The sequence below is a fragment of the Streptomyces actuosus genome, from assembly GCF_016921115.1.
GTDB lineage: Bacteria > Actinomycetota > Actinomycetes > Streptomycetales > Streptomycetaceae > Streptomyces > Streptomyces actuosus_A.
This window is the reverse complement of sequence record NZ_JAFFZS010000041.1, coordinates 39,515-61,821: the sequence shown is the minus strand read 5'-3', so window position 1 is coordinate 61,821 and position 22,307 is coordinate 39,515. Positions and strand designations below refer to the sequence as shown.

At 70.7% G+C, this 22,307-nt stretch carries 19 protein-coding genes; 3 read left to right on the top strand and 16 right to left on the bottom strand.

What is annotated here, in order from left to right; all coding sequences use genetic code 11:
- Positions 1-173: transposase (locus tag JS756_RS31585; protein ID WP_205386700.1), on the bottom strand; the 173-nt coding region annotated here is incomplete at its 3' end.
- A gap of 276 nt (positions 174-449) precedes the next feature.
- Complete coding sequence (locus tag JS756_RS31580; protein WP_205386691.1) at positions 450-1,652, bottom strand: helix-turn-helix domain-containing protein; 1,203 nt, start codon at positions 1,650-1,652, stop codon at positions 450-452.
- 215 nt (positions 1,653-1,867) lie between these two features.
- On the opposite strand from JS756_RS31580, the gene JS756_RS31575 reads away from it, so the two are divergent.
- Positions 1,868-2,296 (top strand): peptidase inhibitor family I36 protein, encoded by a 429-nt coding sequence (locus JS756_RS31575; RefSeq protein ID WP_205386690.1) that lies wholly within the window; start codon positions 1,868-1,870, stop codon positions 2,294-2,296.
- Positions 2,297-2,649: 353 nt separating this feature from the next.
- Entirely contained in the window at positions 2,650-3,651 is a 1,002-nt protein-coding gene (locus tag JS756_RS31570) for a DUF6215 domain-containing protein (protein ID WP_205386689.1), read from the top strand.
- 232 nt (positions 3,652-3,883) lie between these two features.
- Here JS756_RS31570 and JS756_RS31565 read toward each other — a convergent pair whose 3' ends face one another.
- From JS756_RS31565 to JS756_RS31545, 5 genes are all read right to left on the bottom strand, one after another.
- The gene (locus JS756_RS31565) at positions 3,884-5,317 is read right to left on the bottom strand and encodes a cellulose binding domain-containing protein (RefSeq protein ID WP_205386688.1); all 1,434 of its coding nucleotides are present in this window, start codon (positions 5,315-5,317) and stop codon (positions 3,884-3,886) included.
- Between the two features lie 157 nt (positions 5,318-5,474).
- The gene (locus JS756_RS31560; protein ID WP_307791265.1) at positions 5,475-7,007 is read right to left on the bottom strand and encodes a beta-N-acetylhexosaminidase; all 1,533 of its coding nucleotides are present in this window, start codon (positions 7,005-7,007) and stop codon (positions 5,475-5,477) included.
- A 117-nt stretch (positions 7,008-7,124) separates the two neighbouring features.
- Positions 7,125-7,964, bottom strand: a complete 840-nt coding sequence (locus JS756_RS31555) for a carbohydrate ABC transporter permease (protein WP_205386698.1) — start codon at positions 7,962-7,964, stop codon at positions 7,125-7,127.
- Positions 7,964-8,953, bottom strand: a complete 990-nt coding sequence (locus JS756_RS31550) for a carbohydrate ABC transporter permease (protein ID WP_205386687.1) — start codon at positions 8,951-8,953, stop codon at positions 7,964-7,966. Before JS756_RS31550 ends, JS756_RS31555 begins: the two co-directional genes overlap by 1 nt.
- 35 nt (positions 8,954-8,988) lie before the next feature.
- Positions 8,989-10,254: an extracellular solute-binding protein gene (locus JS756_RS31545; RefSeq protein ID WP_205386686.1), complete on the bottom strand. Its 1,266-nt coding sequence runs from the start codon at positions 10,252-10,254 to the stop codon at positions 8,989-8,991.
- Positions 10,255-10,517: 263 nt separating this feature from the next.
- Here JS756_RS31545 and JS756_RS31540 point away from each other — a divergent pair, with 263 nt between their 5' ends.
- A complete protein-coding gene (locus JS756_RS31540; RefSeq protein WP_205386685.1) occupies positions 10,518-11,360 on the top strand; it encodes a GntR family transcriptional regulator in 843 nt (280 codons plus the stop codon).
- Between the two features lie 328 nt (positions 11,361-11,688).
- Here JS756_RS31540 and JS756_RS31535 read toward each other — a convergent pair whose 3' ends face one another.
- The 9 genes from JS756_RS31535 to JS756_RS31495 form a co-directional block, all read right to left on the bottom strand.
- Complete coding sequence (locus JS756_RS31535; protein WP_205386684.1) at positions 11,689-12,405, bottom strand: L,D-transpeptidase; 717 nt, start codon at positions 12,403-12,405, stop codon at positions 11,689-11,691.
- Positions 12,398-12,904 carry a SigE family RNA polymerase sigma factor gene (locus JS756_RS31530; RefSeq protein WP_307791264.1) on the bottom strand — a complete coding sequence of 169 codons (507 nt, stop codon included), beginning with the start codon at positions 12,902-12,904 and terminating at the stop codon, positions 12,398-12,400. The genes JS756_RS31535 and JS756_RS31530 overlap by 8 nt, the downstream gene beginning before the upstream one ends.
- A gap of 59 nt (positions 12,905-12,963) precedes the next feature.
- Positions 12,964-13,953, bottom strand: a complete 990-nt coding sequence (locus tag JS756_RS31525) for a L,D-transpeptidase (RefSeq protein WP_205386682.1) — start codon at positions 13,951-13,953, stop codon at positions 12,964-12,966.
- A gap of 328 nt (positions 13,954-14,281) precedes the next feature.
- Positions 14,282-14,794, bottom strand: coding sequence for a nuclear transport factor 2 family protein (locus tag JS756_RS31520; protein ID WP_205386681.1), 513 nt, complete (start codon positions 14,792-14,794; stop codon positions 14,282-14,284).
- 36 nt (positions 14,795-14,830) lie between these two features.
- Entirely contained in the window at positions 14,831-16,312 is a 1,482-nt protein-coding gene (locus JS756_RS31515; protein ID WP_205386680.1) for an alpha/beta fold hydrolase, read from the bottom strand.
- Between the two features lie 321 nt (positions 16,313-16,633).
- The gene (locus tag JS756_RS31510) at positions 16,634-17,998 is read right to left on the bottom strand and encodes a carotenoid oxygenase family protein (RefSeq protein WP_205386679.1); all 1,365 of its coding nucleotides are present in this window, start codon (positions 17,996-17,998) and stop codon (positions 16,634-16,636) included.
- Positions 17,999-18,031: 33 nt separating this feature from the next.
- Positions 18,032-18,472 (bottom strand): SRPBCC family protein, encoded by a 441-nt coding sequence (locus JS756_RS31505; RefSeq protein ID WP_205386678.1) that lies wholly within the window; start codon positions 18,470-18,472, stop codon positions 18,032-18,034.
- Between the two features lie 54 nt (positions 18,473-18,526).
- Entirely contained in the window at positions 18,527-20,008 is a 1,482-nt protein-coding gene (locus tag JS756_RS31500; protein ID WP_205386677.1) for an MFS transporter, read from the bottom strand.
- Between the two features lie 115 nt (positions 20,009-20,123).
- Positions 20,124-22,124, bottom strand: a complete 2,001-nt coding sequence (locus JS756_RS31495) for an ATP-binding protein (RefSeq protein WP_205386676.1) — start codon at positions 22,122-22,124, stop codon at positions 20,124-20,126.
- Between the last annotated feature and the right edge of the window lie 183 nt (positions 22,125-22,307).

The following is a 22,307-nucleotide window of genomic DNA, read 5'->3' as shown; positions in this document are numbered from 1 at the left end:
TCCCCGAGCCGGGCAGCCATCGGCTCGACCGACTTTCGTTGCCCGTCGGTCAGCAGTCCCCGCAGGTAGACCTGCCCCCACCGGCGCTGGTCCTTGCGCGCGAACGGCTCGAACACCTCCGCCGCGACGGTCTCCAACTCACCACGCACCACAGCAATCTCGTCCGGAGTCACGCAGACTCAACGCCACGCCGGGCCCACAGGACACGCACCGCCACAACCGACCTGACCAAGCACTACTAGGCGAGGCCCGCGGATGCGGCGGGCCTCCGCCCCATCCGCGGGCGGCGGCGCTGCCGCCGCCGGGCAGCGAGCCGCCCCCGAGATCGGCCGATCCGACCGGGGGAGGTGTCCGCGGGCCGGACCGGCCCGGGCTGCATCAAAGCCGTCCGGCGACCACGGACCGGACGGTCCGTCCGGCAGCCGACCGGTCCGGCGAGGCGGCACGGACTACGGGGAGTGCCGGGGCGAGGGCGAGTGCGCTTCGTCGGCGGCTCGGGCGCAGTGCGGCCAGTCGTGGAAGTCGTGGTCCTTGCTCCACAGGCGTCTGGCCGCCTGGATGTTCCACTCCGGGTCCAGGGCTTTTCGAGGGGTGCCGTCCAGATCGTGCAGACGGGCGTCGGAGATCTGGAAGATGCCCCAGTTCCGGGTGCCGTTGGTGTTGGGAAGGATGTGCAGCGGGTCGAGGAAGGACTGGCAGTCGGCGATGGCCACGGCCGTGTCCGGAGCCTCGGGGAACACCTCCCGGATCCGCTGCCGCACCTTCTCCGGCGGCCAGACGTTCATGCGGACGTGCGAGGAGCGGAGCGCCTTCTTCGTGGACTCCCCGACGACTCCGTTGGGCGGCAGGCCGGCGAGCACCTGGAAGGCCGTGACCCGGCGGAGGGTCTGCGGCCCGAAGTCCCCGTCGACGTCGATGTCCGCGCCCTTGGCGTGCAGCAGTCGCTGCACCTCCCTCGTGCACTCGTCGTGCTGCCCCATGGCGACGACCGGTGAGCAGGCGGGGGAGAACAGCAGGCTGCCGTCGCCCGAACCGCCGGTGCCGTCCCCGGTTCCGGACCCCTCACGCCCGCTCGACAGGGCCAGGGCGGAGACACCGAGTGCCACGACCACGGAGGCGGCGAGGACGGTGGTCAGCAGCCGGCGGCGGCCGGAGCGCCGTACGGGCTTCGGGCCGGCGCCCGCATCCCGAGCGGCGTCGTGGCCCACTTCCGCGGTGCCGGCTGCGGTGAGTGCGCCGATGCGCGCATCATCCGCGGCAGGTGCTCCGAAGTCGGCCGCGGTGTCGTCGCTCGTGACGGTGTCCGTGTCGGGCGCAGGACGATCACGGGCGTCAGCGGCGGCATCCGAGCCGTCGGCGCGCTCCTGCTCGGCGGCCTCATGGGCCCTGGCCTCGTCCGCCAGGGCCCACAGGCGATGGAGCGTCCGCAGTTCGTCCGGAGCAGCTCCGCACACCGTGGCCAGCCGGTGCACGCTGCCGTAGTCCTGGGGCACGGACCGTCCCCGGCAGTACCGGTGCAACGTGGACCCCGGTATCCCGGTCTTCGTGGCGAGGGCCGCGTAGCTCAGCCCGGATCTACTCTTCAGCGCGCGCAGCTGTGCGGCGAACCTCTCGATCTCCGGGTATCCAGGCGGCACTGTTTCCCCCTCCATGCACCTGACAGGATGTTGGTCGGACGTCTCCCGGTCGACACTCTGCCACCAAAGGCATCCCATGGCCGTCCCAACGGCTCAGGAACGCGACAGGCGGACGGCGTCCCACCGTCCCGGCATCCCGATCGGCCTGCCTTCGTTGCCCGCTCCGGCTGCGCATCGCCAGCATCGGGCTGTCCGACACCCCGTTCACGACCTTCGAGGAGATCAGGCTCATGCGCCTCACCCTTCGCCGGCATCGTCGCGCCACCCCGCTCTTCGCGGTGCTCGCCGTCAGCGCCGCCGCAGCCACCGCACTGGCCGTGCCCACCTCGGCGTCGGCGGCACCGTCCGCCGCCACCTCGGTGGACTGCGCGAGCGGCGACGTCTGCTTCTGGACCGGCTTCAACTTCACGGGCAAGAGGTGCGCGTGGTCCGTGGCCGATCCGGACTGGCAGAACGGCGCCATCAGGTGCTCCTGGGCCGCCACCGAGAACGTGAAGTCGGTGTGGAACGCCGGCACCGGCAACTACAGCGGTGTCGCCTACTACACGGGCGCCAACTACAGCCACCGGATCGGCTGCACCAGGCAGCAGCAGGGCGGCAACCTCGCCGGGACGTACAAGGTCCGTTCCCACAAGTGGATCTCGGGCAGCTGCGGCTGAGCCGCACACCGCGCATGCCCGCCAGACGCGGACGCGGCGATCGGTGCGCCGGTGCGAGGACACGCACCGGAACGGTCGCCTTCGGTGGCAGGCCACAGTCTCCGTAGGTGGCTGGAATCCGGTCGAATCCGGGCGTCGGCCTGCCGCGAGGTGGGCCTGGACCGTCGGCCCGCTTTCGGTCGATTGCCTGTGCGGACAGCGCGGGCGAGCAACCGGCGTCGCCGGGAAGCGCAACGACTTCTCGCGGGCGCTGTCAGGCCCTGCCGGGCTTCGGCTTCGGCAGGGCGCCACACGTCCCCGGAACTGTGGCTTCCATCATGGCGAACGCGATCTTGCTCTGCTGAGATCACTGGATGCTCGGCTTCATCCTCCGTGTCCTGCCCTTCTGGATCCGCGAGCCCCTGCTCGTCGTGGTCGGGTCCGCTTTCGGGGCACGCATCATGTATCTCGCCGTCCACGACCAGGATCCGGCAGCGGCCGGTATCGGTGCGGTGTTCCTGGTGTTCACCGCCGTACGCGTCACCATGATGGTCAGGGTCCTGAGGGCGCGCCGGAACCCTGCTCCTGCCGCTTCCACGCACGGGACGGCGGTCTCCGCAGCCGTCCAGGCTCCGGCCGGAGCCGGGGCACCTCCCAGCCGGGCCGTCCCGAAGAAGAAGGAGCCCAACGCATGGGGCCAGGCCGCCGCGGCCGTGGGCCTGTTCGTGGTGGTCGCGGCCGTCCTGTGGTTGTCCCCGCATCTGCTGCCGTCCGGCGACGGCGCGCAGCAACCCGCCTCGTGTTCGCGCGGGGAACACGAGGCGCTGCCGAAGGCCTACAAGGAGACGCCCCGGGCGGTGACCGGTGCCGAACTCTGCGAGGCGCTCAACAGGCCCGACTTGGCCCAGCTCCTCGGAACACCCGGAGAGACCGCGACCACGGCTTCCGGAACCAGCGACACCGCACCCCTGACGGAGGGGAGGGTCGCCCAGCCGGAGGCGGAGGTCACGTTCGACACGTACACCGTCGATTTCTCGGCCACCTACAACGAGTTGTCGACCGCCCAGTACGTGAAGCTCATGAAGACGGGTGGCGAGAAGGACGTCGAGGCGCTCACGGTGCTCGGCCGGCCCGCGGTCTTCTCCTCGGACCACACCATGAAGATCAAGATCAGTCTCGGCACCGGCGGATCCGGTGGACCGGTCGAACAAGGCCCCCTGGCCAGGACGCTGTCCGTGGCCTTCGACCCGTCGGACCGGGGCGGCTACTACGACGTCACCGTGTGGAGCGCGTCCGGCGCCCTCCCGGACGACAGCGCCCTCGTCGCCATAGCCGAGAAGGTGATTCCGACGCTCCCCGCCCGGACCGCCCGGTGAGACACCGGCCCGGGGGATGCGTGCATCGTGATGCAGGACATCGAGGGCAACGAGTTCTGTCTCGACTGAGCATCCACCGGGTCGGCGAGGTGGTAGGGCGCCCCCACGGGACTCTCCGGGTGCGTACGGGAGGGGAGTTGTCCCATGAGGGCAAGATGTCGTGCAGCCAGGTGAGGCCGAGCACGGCGCGTTCGGACGTGGTCGTGCCTGGAATGCAGTTGCAGGGAGCCCCTCAGGGGTTCGGGACGGTGTCCTCGAACGTCGTCCCCGCGGTGCGGTACGAGCTGACCGTGGCGTCGACCTGTGCCGGAGTCAGGACCTGGTCCTTGACGTGGAGCACGTAGTCGACCTGCTCGTCGTACGAGCGGGGCGTGGTGCTGGTCTGTCCGGCCAGGTCGATCAGCCACTGGTTGAAGTTGATCGACATGGGCCGCTCGGGCAGATACGCGGCGTCGTGCGTGCCGAACAGCTGCCCGTCGATGTAGTACGTGATGGCGCTGTTGTCGATGGTCAGCACCAGGTCGTGCCAGCCGCCCCAGCTCTGCCGGACCTGCGAGTGCTGGTTGATCGCCTGCCACGGGTCGGGGTTGTACGTCTCCCAGGACGTCGTGTAGAGGATGCTGGACGGCTCGCCCCAGCCTCCGTTGGGGAGGTACTCGAAGTCGTACTCCGAGTAGTCGTCGGCCATCGGGGCCTTCAGGTCGTTGATCGTGAAGAAGGTCTGGACGACGCGGTCGCCGTCGGGCCCGGACACCGGTGCGTCGGAGAACTTCACCCGGGCCGCGTAGGTGCCGTTCTTGAACTTCGTTGCCTTGCTGAGCACTTCGGTCTGCCTGGTGCTCGCCGCGGTTCCTGCCGTCTGCGTACGGAGGTTCATCACCGAGTTGCCGCCCGACGCGGTGAAGGTGACGTTCTCCGGGGCCCAGGTCGCGCCGGGGACGCCCGGACCACCGGAGTCGGACCGCACGTTCCAGCCGTTCGCCGAGATCCTCGGGTCGCTGGAGCCGGTGTAGTTGAAGTCGTCGAACAGGACCAGGCCGCCGACCGGCGGGTCGGTGGGCGGGTCGGTGGGCGGGTCGGTCGGTTCGTTGCCTTCGGGGGCGGTGCCCCAGACCGTCGCGCCGGACAACTGGGCGGTGACCTTCGGCCAGTCCGCGTACGTCGTCTGCGAGGGGCCGAACGAGTAGTCGTCGCTCTGCTGCAGCCTCTGCCAGTCCGACCGGTAGAAGCGCAGTTGCATGTCTCCGGTGTCGGCGCCGGGCGCGAGGCTGCCGGCGCCTGAGGTGAAGCCGATCTCCAGGTAGCGGTCGGCGGTGGCCGTGGGGTCGGTCAGCGTGCGGAAGGTTCCGGTGATGTTGCTGCAGCCCTTGACCGCCCAGGAGCAGGCGAAGCGGTACGAGGTGCCGGAGCTGTCGGCCTTGAAGTAGTAACGGACCTTCACGGCGCTGAGCCGGACCGTGCCGTCACCGGTGTTCCTGATCTCGAACCAGGGTTCGGTCTGGTCCGCCGTCGCGCCCGTGGCGCTGGTCCGGTACTGGACCGTCACGTTGTCGGTGGCGGCGCTGGCGGTGGCGGGCAGCACGGCGAGGCCGGCCGCGGCCGTGGCGACGGCGACGGCCGCGGCCGCGGCGGTGCGCAGCGAGGTGGGGTGGGTTCGGGAAGTCATGCCGAGTCCTTTCCGGGACATTGTGGTGGGAACACCTCGGTTCGGGGGAGCCCGCCCGAGGGCGGGGACGAGGGGTGGGCAAGGTCGGAGGGGTCGGAGAGGGCGGAGAGGCGGATCGGGGCGGGGAGAGGCGAGGACGGGTGGGCGCGGCGGGGAGTCAGGAGCGGTGGCGGACCTCGAGCGCGTCCAGGCGGGCGGTGTGCCGTCGCAGGCGAGAGCGGAAGTCCTCCCATGCGGTGGGGCCGCTCCAGCCGCGCTCCGCCAGGGCGCACAGCCGGGGGAAGGTGAGGTATTCGAGGCGTTCGGGGGTGGCCGCGTACTCGGTCCACAGCTGGGTCTGCGTGCCGAGGACGCGCGCGGCGGCGTCCTCGGACGTCCCCGCGGGGATCGTGTCGTCGCCGTGGACGTCCCGCAGACTCACGACGGCGCCCGACTGGGTGCGGGGCTCCTGGCGGTCGGCGCTCTGGGGGTAGTCGAGGTACGTGGCCCGGTAGTGGGCGTTGACCACGTCCTGGCCCCGGTGGGCGGCCGCCAGCGCGTGCGTGGGATCCCGCCAGGCCATGACGACGAAGTCCTCGGGCAGTTCCGTCCCGGTCTCCGCCCAGCCGACCGGCCGCCGCCCGTTCCCGGTGAGGAACTTCCCGACCCGGCCGAGGAACCAGCCGCGCAGTGCCGCGGGTCCGCTCAGCCCTTCGGCCCGCACGCGTGCCGTGGCGTCGGGGCTGTGCTCCCACTCGGTGAGCGGGCACTCGTCGCCGCCGATGTGGACGTACGGCGAGGGGAAGACGTCCATGACCTCCTCCAGCACGGTGCGGCAGAAGTCGAGGACGTCCTCGTGCACGCCGAGGACGGTGTCGCACACCCCCCAGCGGGGCCACACCTCCAGCGTCCGGCCGGGGTCGTTGCCCAGATGCGGGTACGCGGCCAGGGCGGCCCGCACATGGCCGGGCATCTCGATCTCGGGCATGACCGTGACACCGCGCGCGGCCGCGTACTCCACCAGAGCCGTCAGCTCGGCGCGCGTGTACGAGCCGGCGTGTTCCGTTCCGTCGTAGCGGTCACCCGTGGCATCGGTCGCGGACTGTGCGCGGTGGCCGCCGATCTCGGTGAGCTTCGGGTAGGCCGCCACGGGCATGCGCCATCCCTGGTCGTCGGTCAGATGCAGGTGAAAGACGTTGATCTTGTGCAGGGCGAGGAGGTCGACGTAGCGGCGCAGATACGCGACGGGCTGGAAGTGACGGGCCACGTCGAGCATGGCCCCGCGCCAGGGGTGCCGGGGCGCATCGGTGATCTCCGTGCACGGCACGGACCAGTGCACCCCGGGCTGCGGTGTGGGCGCCAGGGCACGGACGGGCAGCAGCTGACGGATCGTCTGCACGCCGTGCAGGAGGCCTCCGATGTGGGCTGCGCGCAGGAGGACGGACTGCGGCCCGATCGTCAGCCCGTACCCCTCGCTGCCGAGGCCGGTCAGGGCGGGGTCGAGGGCGAGGACGACAGTTCCGTCCTCGGCGTGGCGCAGCGGCAGCCCGGTGGCGGGGGACAGAAGGCTCCGCAGCAGCCGGGCCGCGGGTTCGGCTCCCTCGCTGACGCGCAGACGGGTGTCGAGGTCGAAGGTGAAGTGTCCGGGCCTGGTCCGGATCGTGGTGGGCCGGGGTACGAGTGTGGCGAGGGGCAGCGGGTGTGGGGACACGGACGTCTCCTGTGGGGGCGCGGATGCCTCCGGGGCCTCGCAGCGGAAGGGCCGGGTGGGAGCCGGTACCGGCACGAGCCGACGGACCGACGGGCCGACGGACCAGGTGGGGGTGGGTCAGCCCTTGACGGCACCGGCGGCGAAGCCGGCGGTGACGTGGCGTTGGAGCAGGAGGAACACGGCCAGGGCGGGCAGCGCGAACAGGGTGGAGGCGGCCATGGTGGCGCCCCAGTCGGTGCCGAAGACGTTCTGGAAGGAGGACAGCCAGACCGGCAGCGTGCGGCTGTCCTGGTGCTTGATGATCAGGAAGTTGGCATAGGTGAACTCGTTCCAGGCCGTGATGTAGCCGAAGAGCGAGGTGGCCATCAGCCCGGGGGCGAGCAGAGGGAAGGTGATGTGCCGGAAGGCCGCCGACCGGGTGCATCCGTCGACCTGGGCGGCCTCCTCCAGTTCCGGGGGGATGGCGGCGATGAACCCGCGCAGCACCACGATGGTGAACGGCAGCGTCATCATGAAGTAGATCAGTGTGAGCGTGGGCAGCCGGTCGAGCATGCCCGTGTCGCGGGAGATGATGTAGATCGGGATGATCAGCGCTTCCCACGGCGCCATCTGCGCGATGAACACCATGAGGATGAACGCGCGTCGGCCGCGCCAGCGCATGCGGGCCACGGCGAAGGACGCGCCGAGTGCCACGGCCAGGGCGAGCAGTACGGCCGACAGGGTGACCAGGATGCTGTTGCGCCAGAACAGCCCGAATCCGTCGGCGGCGACGGCGTTGCGGAAGTGGTCGAGTGTCCAGGTCTGCGGCAGGAGCCGGGGCGTGTCGGACTGGATGTCGCGATTGGGCTCGAACGCGGTGACGACCATCCAGTAGACGGGGAACAGACAGACCGCGATCGTCACCCCGGCGGCGGCGTGCACCGGAAGGCGTCGTAGGCGAGGGCGGTGAACCGAGATCACAGGGCCTCACCCTCCTGACGGAACAACTGACGGAAGTGGAGGACGAGGACCGTCGCCATCATCAGGACGGTGATCATGGAGACCGCAGACCCGAGGTCGTAGCGCTGACTCGCGAGTGCGATCTGGACGGCGTACACGGGAAGGATCGTGGTCGCGTCCCCCGGCCCGCCGTTGGTCATCACCCAGATCTGCACGAAGGCCTTGAAGGTCCAGATGACCTCCAACGACAGCACCAGCATGAAGATCGGGCGGATCAGCGGGAAGGTGATCGTGCGGATGATGCGCGGTGCCGAGGCACCGTCGATGCGCGCCGACTCGTACAGCTCCGCCGGCACGGTCGTCAGGGCCGAGTACAGGGTGATGGCCGCGAACGGCACGGACTGCCAGACGATCAAGGCGACGAGGATCACGAAGGCGGCCGGGCCGTGGGCGAACCAGGGATAGCGGTCGAACGAGGCGAATCCCAGTTCCTTCAAGGCCCAGTTGACGATGCCGAACTCCGAGTGGAAAAGCCACTGGAAGACCGTGGTGGCCGCGAGGACCGGCATCGCCCAGGCCATGACGAGCGCGCTGAGAACGGCGGTGCGGCCGATCCGGCCCAGCCGTTCGATGACCAGGGCCACCAGGGTGGCGAACAGCATGATCAGCGCGACGTCGACGGCCATGAAGAGGAACGTGCGGCGTACGACCTGCCAGAAGCGGGGGTCCGACAGCAGCGTCGCGTAGTTGCGCAGCCCCACGAACCGGGCGTCGCCCTGGATGAGCTGACGCAGCTGGAAGTCCTGGAGCGAGATCAGGACGGTGCGTGCCAGCGGGTAGACGAGCAGGTACAGCATGCCCAGCACGGTCGGCGCGACCAGCAGATAGGGCCAGACGCGGCCGGCGGTGCGCCGCGGCCGGGCGGCCCGGCCCGGGGCGGCGGGCAGCCGGGCCGGGCGCCGGCTGGGCGGAGGGTGCACGGCTGTGCGTTCGCTGGTGACCGACACGGCGTCGTCTCCTTTCGGTCTGCCGGAAACGGGCCTCAGGAACGGGTCTTCATGGCGGTGGTGATCGCCTCTGACGCCTTGGCGGCCTCGGTCCGGGCTTCGGCGCCGGCGAGCACGGCCGTCATGTAGTCCTTGATCGGGTTCTTCGCCTCGACCGCGGCCCAGCCGGGGGTGTTCGGAGTCGCCCGGCCGGCGGCGGCGCCTGCCGCCATGGCGGCCGTGCCGGGGTCGGAGGCGACCGCGCCGGCCAGGGTCGTCTTGTTCGGCACATAGCTCATGGCGACGGCGAGTTTGCGCTGCCAGGCGTCGCCGGTCAGTTCCTTGATGAAGGTGTACGCGGCGTCGTGCTTGCCGGACGCCGCGGGGATGACGAGGTCGGAGCCACCGATGAAGACGGAGCCGGGCCGGGCCGCGGTCTTGCCCGGGATGGGGAAGAAGCCGAGCCTGCCCTTGAGTTCGGGGTTGTTCTCGATGACGACGTTGGCGCCGCCGGGTGTGGAGATGATCTGGGCCACCTGCCCCTTGGCCATGACCTCCGCCTGCGGCGGCTTCGACTCGTCGGAGTCCCGGGGGCCCCGGCCCAGCGCCTGGAGCCGCTCGTAGAAGTCCATACCGGCCAGCGCCTCGGGCGTGTCGAGGGTTCCCTTCCAGGAGGAGCCGGACCGGGTGGCCAGGTCGCCGCCCTCGTCCCAGATGAACCCGGCCAGCGCGTACCACATCTGCCCCGGCAGATAGATGCCCTGAGTGCCGCCGGAGTCGAGCTTCCTCGTCGCGGCGATCCACTGGTCACGGGTCTTGACGGCCGCCGGGTCGACGCCGGCCTTCCGGAACAGATCGGTGCGGTAGATCACGACGCGGTTGGCGGCGTAGTACGGGATGCCGTACTGCTTGCCGTCGTACGCGCCGGGCTCGGCCAGACCGCGCAGCCAGTCCCCGCCCCCGAGCTCGCCGACCTTGTCGCTGAGATCGAGCAGCCCGCCGCTCTGGGCGAACTGGGCGACCTGGGTGTTGCCCGTCTCGATGACATCGGGGGCGTCGTTGCTGGCGAGCGCGGCAGTGACCTTCTCGCCGATACCGTCCCACTCCTGGATCTGCACCTTGACGTCGATGCCCGGGTGCGCGGACTCGAAGCCCGCGACGAACTCCTTCTGGAACGCAGCCGAGACGCTGTCCCGCATGAGCCAGACGTCGATGGTCGTCCTGCCCCCGGCGGAGCCGCCGGAGGAACCGGAGCCGCCGCAGCCGGTGAGGCCACCGGCGATCACCAGCGCGCAGACAGATGCAATCGTACGGAGCTTCACAGTTCACCCTTGGGAGGAGAGAGACCAGGTGACCTGACCAGTTCGGCAACTGGATAGGTGACCTCTTGTTGGTCGTTGAAGGTGGCATAGACCAATCGAGGCGTCAACCCCTCGCGTTCAAAGGTCTTTTGGACTCGTCCCGATGGATGATCCCTGACGGCAATGAAGGGAAGTGTCTACACTGCACCTGACCAGTGGTGGTTCGGTGGTTAGATCTGGCAAGGTGGTCGAGGAAGCGAACTGCAGCGGGGTGGGAGCGGTACATGAGCACAGGCGGCGAGTCGGGAGCGGTCCTCAAGCGCGAACGGGTCCGCGACTACATCCTGGAACTCATGGAGACGCTCGGCCCCGGCGACGCCATCCAGTCCGAGCGGTCGCTGTGCGCCACCCTGAACGTCTCCCGGCCTACGCTGCGGGCCGCCGTCGACGAACTCGTCGCGGCGGGACTCCTCGTACGCGAGCACGGCCGCGGGATGTTCGTTGCGCCCGAGAAGATCACTCAGGAACTCGTTTCCGACCAGCGGGCCATGGTCGTTCCCCGGGCCTCCGGCATCTGGTCGAGCCGGCTGCTGGAGTTCACCACCATCGCCGCCGGCGCCCGGGTCGGGCGCAAGCTCCACCTGTCACCCGCGGCAGACATCATCTACGCGGCCAGGCTGCGGCTCGTGGACGGTGCGCCCATGGCCATCGAGCATCTGCACATCCGCGCCGACCTCGCCCCCGCCCTGACCGCGCAGGAACTGGAGACCGGTGACCTGTACGACCACCTCCGCGACCGGCACGGAATCCAGGTGAGCGAGGCGGTGCAGACCATCGAGCCGACGGTCGTCAGCCAGGCGGAGTCCAGTCTCCTCGGCATCCCGCACCTGTCACCCGCCCTGCTCTTCGAGCGGCTCACCCATGACACCGCGCACCAGCCCGTCGAGTACGTCCACTCGGTCTACCGGGGTGACCGCTACCGCATCGTCTCCCGGCTCGCCCTGGGGCCCACCGCCCCCGAGCCCACCACTGAGGCCGCCCATCTCCCGGGTATCCCGCCCGGCGACTTCACCCAGCGGGAACCCCTCGCCCACACCACACGGGGGGACGTCCAGCCGGCCCGTTGACGCCGCCCCCACGCCCTCGGCGGCGTGCCGGACCCGGCACGGGTGCAGCGCGATGAGCCGTCGGCAACGGACTGCGGAAGCGGGGCCTCGACGGCGCCCGTGTGCGGAGTCCCACCGTGACGGCGGTCCCCCCGCTCGCGCAGGAGGGCGACGCCGGCGCTTGAGCACCGGGATGCTCCTGGCACCGCACTTCACGACGCCGGATTTCCACGACTGCGTGAGGCCTCGGCGGCGTCCGGGGCTGCCGAAGCGCGTGTCCACCACGGGTTCCTCGGGCAGATCCAGGAGCGCGCCGCGGGCTGCGCAGCCCCCGGTGGGCGTCCCGGCGTCAACGGGTGACGGAGATCTCCTGGCGTTCCACGCAGAAGGGGTCCGGGCCGGCCTGAGGGGCCTGCCGGCCCTTGATCTCCACACGCGCGCCGACCTCGATGTGGTCGTACACCCACTTGCCGTCCTCGGGTGCGAGGGCGACGGAGCCGCCGGTGGAACGATGCCCGATGGAGTTGAGGCCGGCGGCGGGGTCCAGTGCCCATATCAGCAGCCGCTGCCGGTGATCGCGGTCGGTGAAGGTCACCGCCCACCGCCTGTCGTCCGGGCTCGTCGTATAGGGGTTGGGCAGGGTGACGCCGGGGTGTTTGGCGGTGACCGTGACCGTCGTCGCGCCGATCGGGCACCCCTCGTCCGGCGAGGTGATGGAGAAGCTCCTGCCTTCCATGGTCAGTGTGAAGGCGTCCAGATCGACCGTGACCCGCTGGACGGGCGTCGGGGAGGGGCCAGGCGTGAGGGGCCGGAGCACGGGCGTCGCGGGAGACGCGACCTGATGGGTGGGGGAGGCGAAGGTGCCGGTGGCGACAACGGTGAGGGCCGCACCCGCGAGCGCGCTGGTGGAGAGCAGAACGCGTCGGCCGCGGCGGCGGCGTACCGCTCGGTTCCTCACCTGCTCGCCGCTGGTCGGGGCCGGTGCCGTGCTGTGTGCGGCCAGCCGGTGGAGCCGGGTGGACAGGTCCGCCTCGGTCAGGGGCTGCGGGGACTGGTGCTCAGGCACAGGCTTCCTCCCTCGGGTGGGGCTCCTCGCTCACCAGGTGAGCGGCGAGTGCCGTACGGCCGCGTGACAGGCGGGCCTTGACGGTGCCGGTGGCCGCGCCGGTCTCGGCGGCTATCTGCTCCACGCTCAGATCGCACAGGTGGTGCAGCACGATCGCCGTCCGCTGAGCTTCGGGCAGGCGTCGCAGAGCGGCGACCAATGCCACGTGGTCCGGGCTCGGTTCGGAGACGGGCGGCGGTACGGACGCCCCTCGGACCAGCTCCCACCAGTGGCGTGCCCGCCGCCAGCGGCTCACCGCCAGACGGTGTGCCACCGTGCGGATCCACGCCTCGGGAGAACGGTCGCCCGTCAGGACGGTCGAGCGGCGGTCCCAGGCGCGCACGAACGCTTCCTGGACCGCGTCCTGGGCCTCGGCGTGGTCGCCCGTGAGGGCGTACAACTGGCCGACCAGACGCGGATAGGCAGCCGTGTAGAAGAGGTCGAACTCGTCTTCGGTCACCTGGTGATGCTTTCTTCCTGCGGCGTGGGACGCGTGGTGTACTGCCGTTGCGGTGGAGGTCATGCGGTTGCGGTCGGCCCGGCGGCGCTGCGCTCCAGCCACTGCTTCCAGGGCACGTTCCAGTCGCCGTAGCCGTTGCCCGGCGCGACGGTGTCCTTGTTCGCCCCGGTGACCTTGATGACGTCGCCGACCATCACCTGGTCGTAGAAGCCCTGGGCGGTGGTGGTCGCGAGCCCGACACAGCCGTGGGTGACGTTACTGTGTCCGGCCGCTGTGTCCGCGTGCGGGTTCTGGTGCACGTAGGTCCCGGATGTGGTCAGGTGCACGGCCCAGTAGTAGTAGCCGTGGTAGGCGTCGCCGAGGCCCACGGTGCGGGAGTTCATGAACACCTTGGGCTGCTTGTCCATGACGACCATGGTTCCGTTCCAGGTGTCCAGCCCCGGCCTCCCCGCGGTGATGGGGATGCGGCTCTTCTTCCCGCCGGTGTCCACGGTCATCATGTCCGTCTTCGTGTCGACCGTGGCGACGAGGGACCGGCCTATGGTGAAGTGGATCAGGCCCTGCGAACCGCGGCGAACGGTGATCTCGGTGCCGGGCTTCCAGTAGGTGGTGTCGGGACGGAAGTCGACTCGTTGCCCGTCCGGAAGGTTCCGGTCCTTCACCCAGCTCCAGGCGCCGGTCGTGCCGGACGAGGTGTGTACGCGCAACCAGCTCTCCACGGCCTTGCGCTCGCCGACGGGGACCGGCTGCGAGAAGGTGACGGATATCGGCATGCCCACACCGACCGTGTCCCCGTCACTGATGTTCACCTTCGCCCGCGCGAGCACGGCAGGTTCCGGCACGGACGGATGCGACTGCGCGTCGCGTGCCTTGTTCGAGTCGTCGCCGTTCCTGCCTGTGATCTCGGTGGGTGCCGGTGCGGCGTCGGACACCCGGAGGCCGGTACCCGCGTCCGACGAGCAGCCGACGGCCGAGAGCAGAGCGACACAAGTTGCGGCAGCGGCGCCGAGACGACCGACGGTCAGCCCGGTCGAACGGTCCAGATGCATGGGATCCCCCGTGTGAGGTGCGGCTATCGCCTCGTATACGCGTGGGCCGGGCTCACGGTTGCATCGAAGGGGACGTCCTTTTCGGGAGTTCGTCGGCCGGCCTCCGCGAGCCGTGGGAAGGGTGGGACGGCCCGAGACCGGATGCCATGGTGGTCGCGGAGAGTGCGGCCGTCGGCGTGCCCGGGCGTATGCCCTGTGAGGTCGGCGCCGGCCGGGCCCGGTGGAACCCCGGCCCCCGCCTGCTGCAGCGGCATGCCTCTTTGACGGGCTCGCCACTCGAAGAACGCGCACCGCCCCGTGGGCCGGCGGTGCGCGTTCCGGCCGTCCGTCAGGCGACGGGCGGCGGCGTCCAGTCGGCGGGCAGGCCGGACTGGGCGAGGACGGTGGCGAGGCTGTACCGGTCCTCGTCGGAAGCGATCAGGCAGTGGTGCCCGCCGAGATCGAGGACGGTGGTCATCGGCACGGCGAAGGACTTCGGCGCGCCCTTGAGACGGCCCGCGTAGATCGCCTCGACGGTGATGCGGTGGCCGTGGCGGCGGACCGTGCGCACGGTGACGTGGACGTTGTCGATGAGGGCGTCTGCACGTGCCTTCCAACCGGCGATCTCCCGGCGGCCGTGGAAGACGACGCCCACACCCTCGTCGGTGTATGTACCGCCGGTGGTGAACAGGTCGCCGAGCGCCTGCGGGTCGGCGCCGTTCCAGGCATGTGCCCAGTGGCTGACGATCCTCGGCGGGCGCTGTTCGGCGTCCTGCGCGGCTCGGGCGGTGGTGGCGGTGGTGGCGCAGAGGGCCGTGGCGGCGATCAGCACGCTCGCGGCGCGCGGCTGGCGGAACGACATCGTGGTGCTCCTTCGGGCGTGGGCGCAGGGACGAGATCAGTCGGTGCAGGTCGTACCGGGGGCAGGCAGCTCACGGGAGACGAGGTAGCGGTTGGTGGCATCGCGGACGCACTGGGAGAGGAGGAACATGCTGTAGTCGTCGCCGTCCCGTGTCAGGACGACACTGCCGGGCAACTGGGCCGCCATGGTCAGGCCGGCCCGGTAGGGGGCGAGGGCCTGATGGGTGGACTGCAGAATCAGCGCGGGCGGCGCATCGTGGACCAGGGTGCCGCCCCTGACCGGCTCGGCGGGAAGAGGCCAGCCGAGGCACCCGGCGACGGACCTGTAGGAGCGGACGGCTCCGCCCAGGTGCGGGGACACGCGGGCGAGTTCCTTCTGCAGTCGGGTGAGCTGGGCGAAGGTGTGCACTGGGCGTGGGGTGTCCAGACAGGCGGGCACCTGCACTTGGACGGGATCGAGGGTGTCGTCCGGGTCGATGGTGAAGTCCGTCGCGTCTCCGTCCTGGGCCTTGGCGATGGCTTTCGCCAGTTCCGGCCAGGAGAGTCCGGACAGCGTCAGGTAGTCCTGGGTGGCCTCGCGAATGTCTTCACCGGTCAGCGGCTGGTGGGCTCTGCCGCCCGTGGGGATCGGATCGCGTTCGGCGCGGGCGACGAGTGCGTCGTATGCGGCCGCGACGTCCTTGCCGTGCAGGGCGCAGGTCTTCGAGCCGGCGCACCAGGCGGTGAAGCGGTTGAACGCCGTCTCGGCGGTCTCCGCCTCCTGGATGATCCGCGAACGGAGTGAGCCGGAGTCGTCGAGTGCGGTGTCGAGGACCATGGTGCGCAGCCTGCCGGGGTAGAGCTTGGCGTAGGTGCGTCCGACAAGCGTGCTGTAGTGGATGCCGTACCAGTTCAGCTGCCGTTCGCCCAGCCCTCTGCGTACCGCCTCGAAGTCCCGTGCGGTGCTGGTCAGGTCGACGTGGGCGGTGAGCCGGCCGTTGCGGCGCAGGCAGTCCTCGGCGAAGGCCCGGTTGTGGGCGACGAGCGCGTCGTAGGCGGCCCGTGTCCGAGGGAAGTGGCTGACTCCGGCGGGCTTGAGCGGTTCTCCGCAGAGGAGGGGCGTGCTGTGTCCGACTCCGCGGGGGTCCACGGCGACGAGGTCGAACTTCTGGGTCATGGCGCCGGCGAAGTGCGGAAGGCCGACGTGCATCGCCAGGCGCAACTGCTCGATCGAGGAACCGCCGGCCCCGTCGTTCACCAGCAGGGTGCCCTGGCGGTGAGCCCGGTCGTCGGCCGGTCGGCGGACCAGGGCGAGGGTGAGGCTGCCTGCACGGGGGTGGGACCAGTCCACCGGAACCTGGATCGATCCGCACTGCATGTGCCTGAAGTCCGCGTCGGTGCAGGTGTGCCAGTCGATGGCGGTGGCGGGCGTCGGACGGGCGTCCTGTTCCGGCTGGGCGAGCGCCGGCACGGCGAGTGTGGCCAGGAGACCGGAAAGGGCGGTGGCGATCCAGCCGGTGTGCCTGCGGATTCTTGTCATGTCGGAATTCCTCGGTTCGTAGGTGCCGCGGCGTCGGTTCCGTGGCGTTGTTCGGGAACTGCTGTGCGAGGGGCATCTCAGGAGCAACGGCAGACTCTGCAGTGCTGCCGCAGTGCCGGCCCCGGACCGTCTCGCGGGTCGGCAGCCGTTGTGCCGTGGGGCCGCTCGGCGGGCGGATGGTTCGAAGCGCGCCTCACGGACGTGCTGCGGGCGGGGGCCGGGCCGACTGGGAGGCGGGTCGGGATGTCCCGTCGGGCTCCGGGACCGTCGGCCTTCGCGTCACGGCCCGCCGGGACAGCCGGTGCGCGTCCTCACCGCGTGTCAGGCCTCGGTGTCGTCCGGCCCGGTGCTCGGGATCCAGGAGCCGTGGAGGCCGGCGCTCACCCGGTGGGGCAGATGCACGGTGGCGATCCGGTCCAGGCCGGAGGCGTCGAGGACCAGCAGGTGCGAAGCGTCCTGCTTGAGGTCGGAGACGACCGTGAGCAGGTAGCCGTCGTCCTCACGGGTGGCTCCGGCCGCGGGGAGGAAGACGGCTTCCCCGGGCATGCGGGCATCGCCGGCCTGGTGGATGCGTCGGGCGCCCGTGGTGCGGTCGTACTTGACGACGCCGTACCCTCCGAAGCCCTTCTCGTCGGGGAAGGAGATGGCGTACTGGTAGCGGTTCTCGGAGCCCAGGTACTCCTCGTTGAGGGTCGGGAACTCCACCGGGAGGTCGTCGATGATCTGTTCGTCGACGGTACCGGCGTCCAGGTCGACCACCCAACGCCGGGTGTAGGAGCGGGCGACGGGCTCGGTACCGCGGCCGGGCGCGCCGACCCACCAGTTCCAGGAGAGGAGGAAGCCCTCGCGGTCGACCGTGGGGCCCTCCAGCACGACGCGGCCCCGGCCGTCCTCGTACGCGTTGGCGGTATGCAGCATGTTGCCCGGTTCGATCGAGAACCAGCGCGTGTGCCGGGCGCCGTCGTCTCCGCGCGGCATGACACCTATGCGGGCGGGCTGCCGGTCGCTCCAGCCGTAGGGGATGCCGGAGGACTCGGCGGGATCGAAGGTGACGTTTCCCTCGACGAAGACCACGTGGCGGCGGGTGAGTGCGAAGTCGTGCTTGAGCGCCGCGGTGGCCCCTGGTACCTCGGAGCTGTGGACGATCTCGCCCTTGGCGTCGGCGACGTAGTACACCAGGTGAGGCGGGAACGGGGAGGAACCGAAGAAGTGGAGTTCCCCGGTCACCGGGTCCTCCTTGGGGTGCGCGGTCATCGCGGTGCGCAGCTTGCCGCCGAAGTCATGGGCACCGACTGTTTCCAGCTCCGGCGTGATCTCGAAGGGCACGTTCGCCTCGCACAGCGCGAGCAGCCGTCCGGCGTGCTCGATGACGTGGGTGCCGGCGGTGCTGGCGGTCAGGTCGGGTCCGAGTTCGGTCATATAGGGGGCGCCCTGGAGAGCCGGCGTGTGAACCCAGCGGTTGCGGTACCACGCGGCGCGGCCCTCACACAGCCGGACGCCGTGGACCATGCCGCTGCCCTTGAACCAGTGGGTGGGGGTGACACCGGGCTTGGGGTTGTGGCCGTTGCGGAGCAGAAGGCCGTTCAGTTCGGGGGGCAGGGCGCCCTCGACGGTGAGTTCGGTGGCGGTGATCTCGTCGGCGACCGGAGTGTAGTGGCCGGTCAGGTAGGGCTTGTCGGCAGTCATGGCAGAAACCTCCGTCGATGGGTCGGTGACTTGTCAGGCACGCTGCTCCGCAGAGGACTTGAGGTGGGCGAGCCACTTCTCCAGGGAGTCGTGGAGGGCCTTGCGCAGGTCGTCGGCCGCGGCCTCGACGGGGGCGCCGCTCCAGGACTCCTCGGTGCGGACGGTGACGCCGCCATCGCCCCGCTCGAACGTCCAGACGTGGAGGCCGGTGATGCCGGCGGCCGGGCCGCCCCACACGATCCGCTCGCCGGCGACCAGTTCGTGCACGGTGGAGACGATGTCCAGGCCGTGGGTTCGCCAGCGGAAGGAACTCCCGGGCGTCAGCGGACCGTCCGGCACGGCCCGGTCGACCTCCGGGTTCCAGGCCGGCCAGGCCGCGATGTCGGTGTGCAGGTCCCACACCGTCGCGAGCGGGGCGGCGATCGCGGTGCTCAGGCGGACGACGACGGGGGCGGTCTCGTCAATGGTGACCATGGTTGTTCTTCCTGTCGTGGTGGTACGGGTCGGTGGAGCGACCGGCCTTGCGGTTCAGCCGATCCGGGAGGGGTGCGGGTCGGTGGCCGGACGAGGGGCGATGGCTGTCGCCTTCCGCGGTCCCCTGCGGCGGGTGAGGAGCGGCGCGAGCAGTCCCGCTGCGGCCAGGACAGCGGCCGAGACGGTGAACGCGGCCCGGTAGCCGGTGGTGAGGGCCTGCAGATGGGGCTGCTGAGCGGACGCGCGAGCGGTGACGGAGCCGGCGAAGGTGGCCAGAGCGGCGAGGCCGATCGCGCCCCCGACCTGGCGGGTGGTGTTGACCAGTCCGCCGGCGAGGCCCGCGTCCTGGGACGGGACCCCGTCCACGGCGAGTGAGGTGAGCTGGACGAAGGCGATGCTCAGACCGAGGCCGACCAGCAGGCTGGGACCGAGGACGTCGCCGAGATAGGTGCCGTCGGCGCTGATCCGTGACAGCCACAGCAAACCGGCGGCCTCGGTGAGCAGGGCGATGGTCACGGTTGTGGTCGCACCGATGAGCCGGGAGACGCGCGGGGCGAGGACGGATCCGAGCATGTTGGCCGCAGTGAGCGGGAGTTGGCCTGCTCCGGTGGCCAGGGGCCCCGCCCCGAGGACCTGTTGCTGGTAGAGCGGCAGGAAGAAGAACAAGGCGATCCACACGGATCCCAGCAGTCCCATCAGCAGGTTGCCCGCCGCGACCCGCCCGGTGGTGAACAGGCGCGGTGGTATCAGTGCGTCCGGCCGGCGACGCTCGATCACGACGAAGACCCCGAGCAGAGCGGCGGAGCCGAGGAGGGAGCCCAGAACCCGGACATCCGTCCAGCCCGTGCCGCGTGCGGTGGTCAGCGCCCAGACCAGGCAGGTCAGCGCCAGTGTGACGGCGACGGTTCCCAGCAGGTCGAACCGCCCGCCCCCGCGGCCGGCCGTCCGCGGGACGAGGACCGTCACGGCGGCCAGGACCAGCACCGCCCCGAACGCGACGCAGTGGAAGATCCACGTCCAGCCCCACGCTTGTGTGAGGACACCGCCCAGCAGGACGCCGCCCGCTCCCCCCGCCCCCGACACCACACCCCACACCGCCAGAGCCGTGCCGCGCCCGGGACCGGACGGGAACAGGCCCACGGCCAGGGCGAGGGCGGCCGGGGCGATGACGGCGGCACCGAGGCCCTGAACGGCACGGGCCGCGATCAGAAGGTCCGCGGAGTCGGCCCATCCCGCCGCTGCTGAAGCGGCGGCGAACAGAAGGAGGCCGGCGATCAGCACCCGGCGGCGACCGAGCAGGTCGGCTGCCCGTCCGCCGGCCAGAAGCAGCGCGCCGAACGTCAGGCCGTAGGCGTTGACGACCCAGGTGGTGCCGTCGTCGGACAGGCCCACCCCGGTACGGATCTGGGGGAGGGCCACGTTCACGATCGACGTGGCGAGCATGACCGTGAACTGGGCCGCGGCGAGGGCCCAGAGCGCGGCTGCGTGCCGAGGGGCGGGCGGAGCCGGGTCCGACTGAGCGCGTGGGAGGTTCATGGCGCACAGCGTGTTGCGGGGCGGTGTCCACTTTCCAGGCCGAGCAGGGGCGAGGACTGTCCGGTCCTGTCCGCTCCTGTCCACCTCACCTACCGGAGCGCGCCTGCAGCGACGGCTATCGAGGGCCGTGCAACTCCTGTTGCCACAGGGCCTCACAGAGCAGGTCCAGCCCCTGACGCAGATGGCGGCGGTAAGTGCCGTACGGAAGGCCCAGGCGGCGGGCGGCGGCTTCCTGGGTGGGCGCACCGGAGAAGTAGCCCGCCGTCAGGGCTTCGCGGGCCCGCACACCGCGCGGGTCGTGGCCGAGGGCGTCGACTGCCTCGCGCAGCAGGGTGCGCAACTCCTCGGCAGGATCACGGAAATCGGCCGCGATACGGGCCCGCATCAGGGCGCAGGCGGCAAAGGCGCCTGCGTCGCGCCAGTGCACCAGCGCCTCCCGCACCGCCTGGTCGAACGCGCTGCGGGAAACGGGCGACGGTCCGGCTCGGACAGGCGTTTCGGTGGCCGAGATGAATCGATGGAGCCAGGTCTCCACCGATTCCTGCCGCCAGTCCACGCCGAACAGCCCGTAGGTGTGTTCACCGACGCGCGGTCGCGCCCCGGTGTCGTTCAGGGTGCCCCTGACGCGCTCGCCCCAGGCCTCGGCGTCCCGGAACACCGCGAATCCGAAGGCTCGCCCGCGGGCACGGGCGGACTCCGCCTGGGCTCGGGAACTGCTCAGGTCGATGACGCGTGAGGGGACCTGATACCGCTCCGGGTAGATCGAGAAGCGGCTTACGCCGATGTGGTCGCCGGGGCGCACCGGCACGGTGGCCTCGGTGTACTCCCAGGCTGCCGCGACGACAGGATCGGTGGCGAGGTCCTCGGGGTCGGGAGGGGCCGGCAGCGCCAGCCGGGCCGTGAACGCCACGGCCCGGCCCGTGCTCACGAGACGGTAGACGCTGAAGGCCTGCGGCTGACGCTGCGCCCAGTAGCGGACCAGTTCCGCAGAAGCGGCTCCCTCCGTCTTCTCCGCCATACGCAGCACGGCATCCATGTCGTCCGGGTGCAGAGGGCGGTCGTGCACTTCGTCCTCGCGGGACCACGTCCGCAGCCGGGCCAGTGTCCTTCCTTCGCGGAAGAGGTAGAAGAGTTCGTCGGTGACGGTCCACACCCGTTCCTCGGGCGCCTCGCGCAGCAGGCGCAGGTATTCGTCCGCCAGGCGTTGGCGCATCGTCACGAAGGCGTTGGGCGCTCGCCAGCGCAGGTCGGCGGCCAGCGTCTCCCGTGCGGCGTCGTGCGGGTGGAGCCCGCGATGCGTGGACTCCATGAAGGGCAGGTCCCTCAGCCAGGAGAAGAGCAGATGGGCGTCCTGTTCGGGCAGCACCGCGGCGAGCAGTTCCTCGGAGGTCGAGTGGGCCTGTGCCGCCACCTCCAAGGCGCGGCGGTGGGCCGCCGTCGGCACCTCACCGATCAGCCCAGCGAGCAGGGTGCGCAATGTGTCCGCCGAGGGGGCCCATATCTCCTCCCTGCCGCAGCCCGCGGAGCCCGCCGCTGCCGCGAGGGACAGCGCCAACGGGTTGCCCGCGGCGAAGCGGAGCACCCGATCGCGCAGTTCGGGCCGGATCTGTGCTGTGGCCAGCAGGCTTCGGGCCTGTTCCTCGGAGAACGGCTCCAGTTCGGTGACGTGCAGGAGCCCGGCCCAGGCGGGGTCGGCGGTCCACTGCGGCTGCGGAGCGAGCCGGCCGGCGAGGACGACCAGGGTGTCGTCCGCGGCGCGGGGCAGGAAGTGCTGCCACAGCCAGCTCTCCAGCCACTGGCAGTGCTCGAAGGAGTCCACGACCAGGACCGTGCCGGGAACAGCCGGGAAGGAACGTGCGGCGCGCTCGAAATCGGCCGGGTCCCGGCTGACGAAGCGGCCGTCGAGTTCGATGAGCGGCCGGCCTGCCGCGCGGGCGTCGTCCGTCAGGCGCCGAAGCAGCGCCGACTTGCCGATGCCGCCAGGCCCGACCAGGTAGAACACGAACGGTGCCTGTGGGTCGCCGGCCAAAGCCGCGCCGAAGCGTCCGAGCTCCTCCTCCCGACCGATGAAGGCCCGCACCCGGGCACTGCTCAGTCTCGCTCCCACGGACGCCACGGCGGCTCCCCTCATCGACCCGGCACCGGCTCACCAGGCTCGCGGGCACCTGCCGAGCTTCGCAGAGTCGGGCACCTGAACACGGCACGCGTGGGGCTGGTCCGGCCCCCTCGACGCCGTCGCTCCTGCGTTCGAGATCCTACAAGTCGTCGAACGCATTGGCGGGTGGCGTCGTGCGAAGGG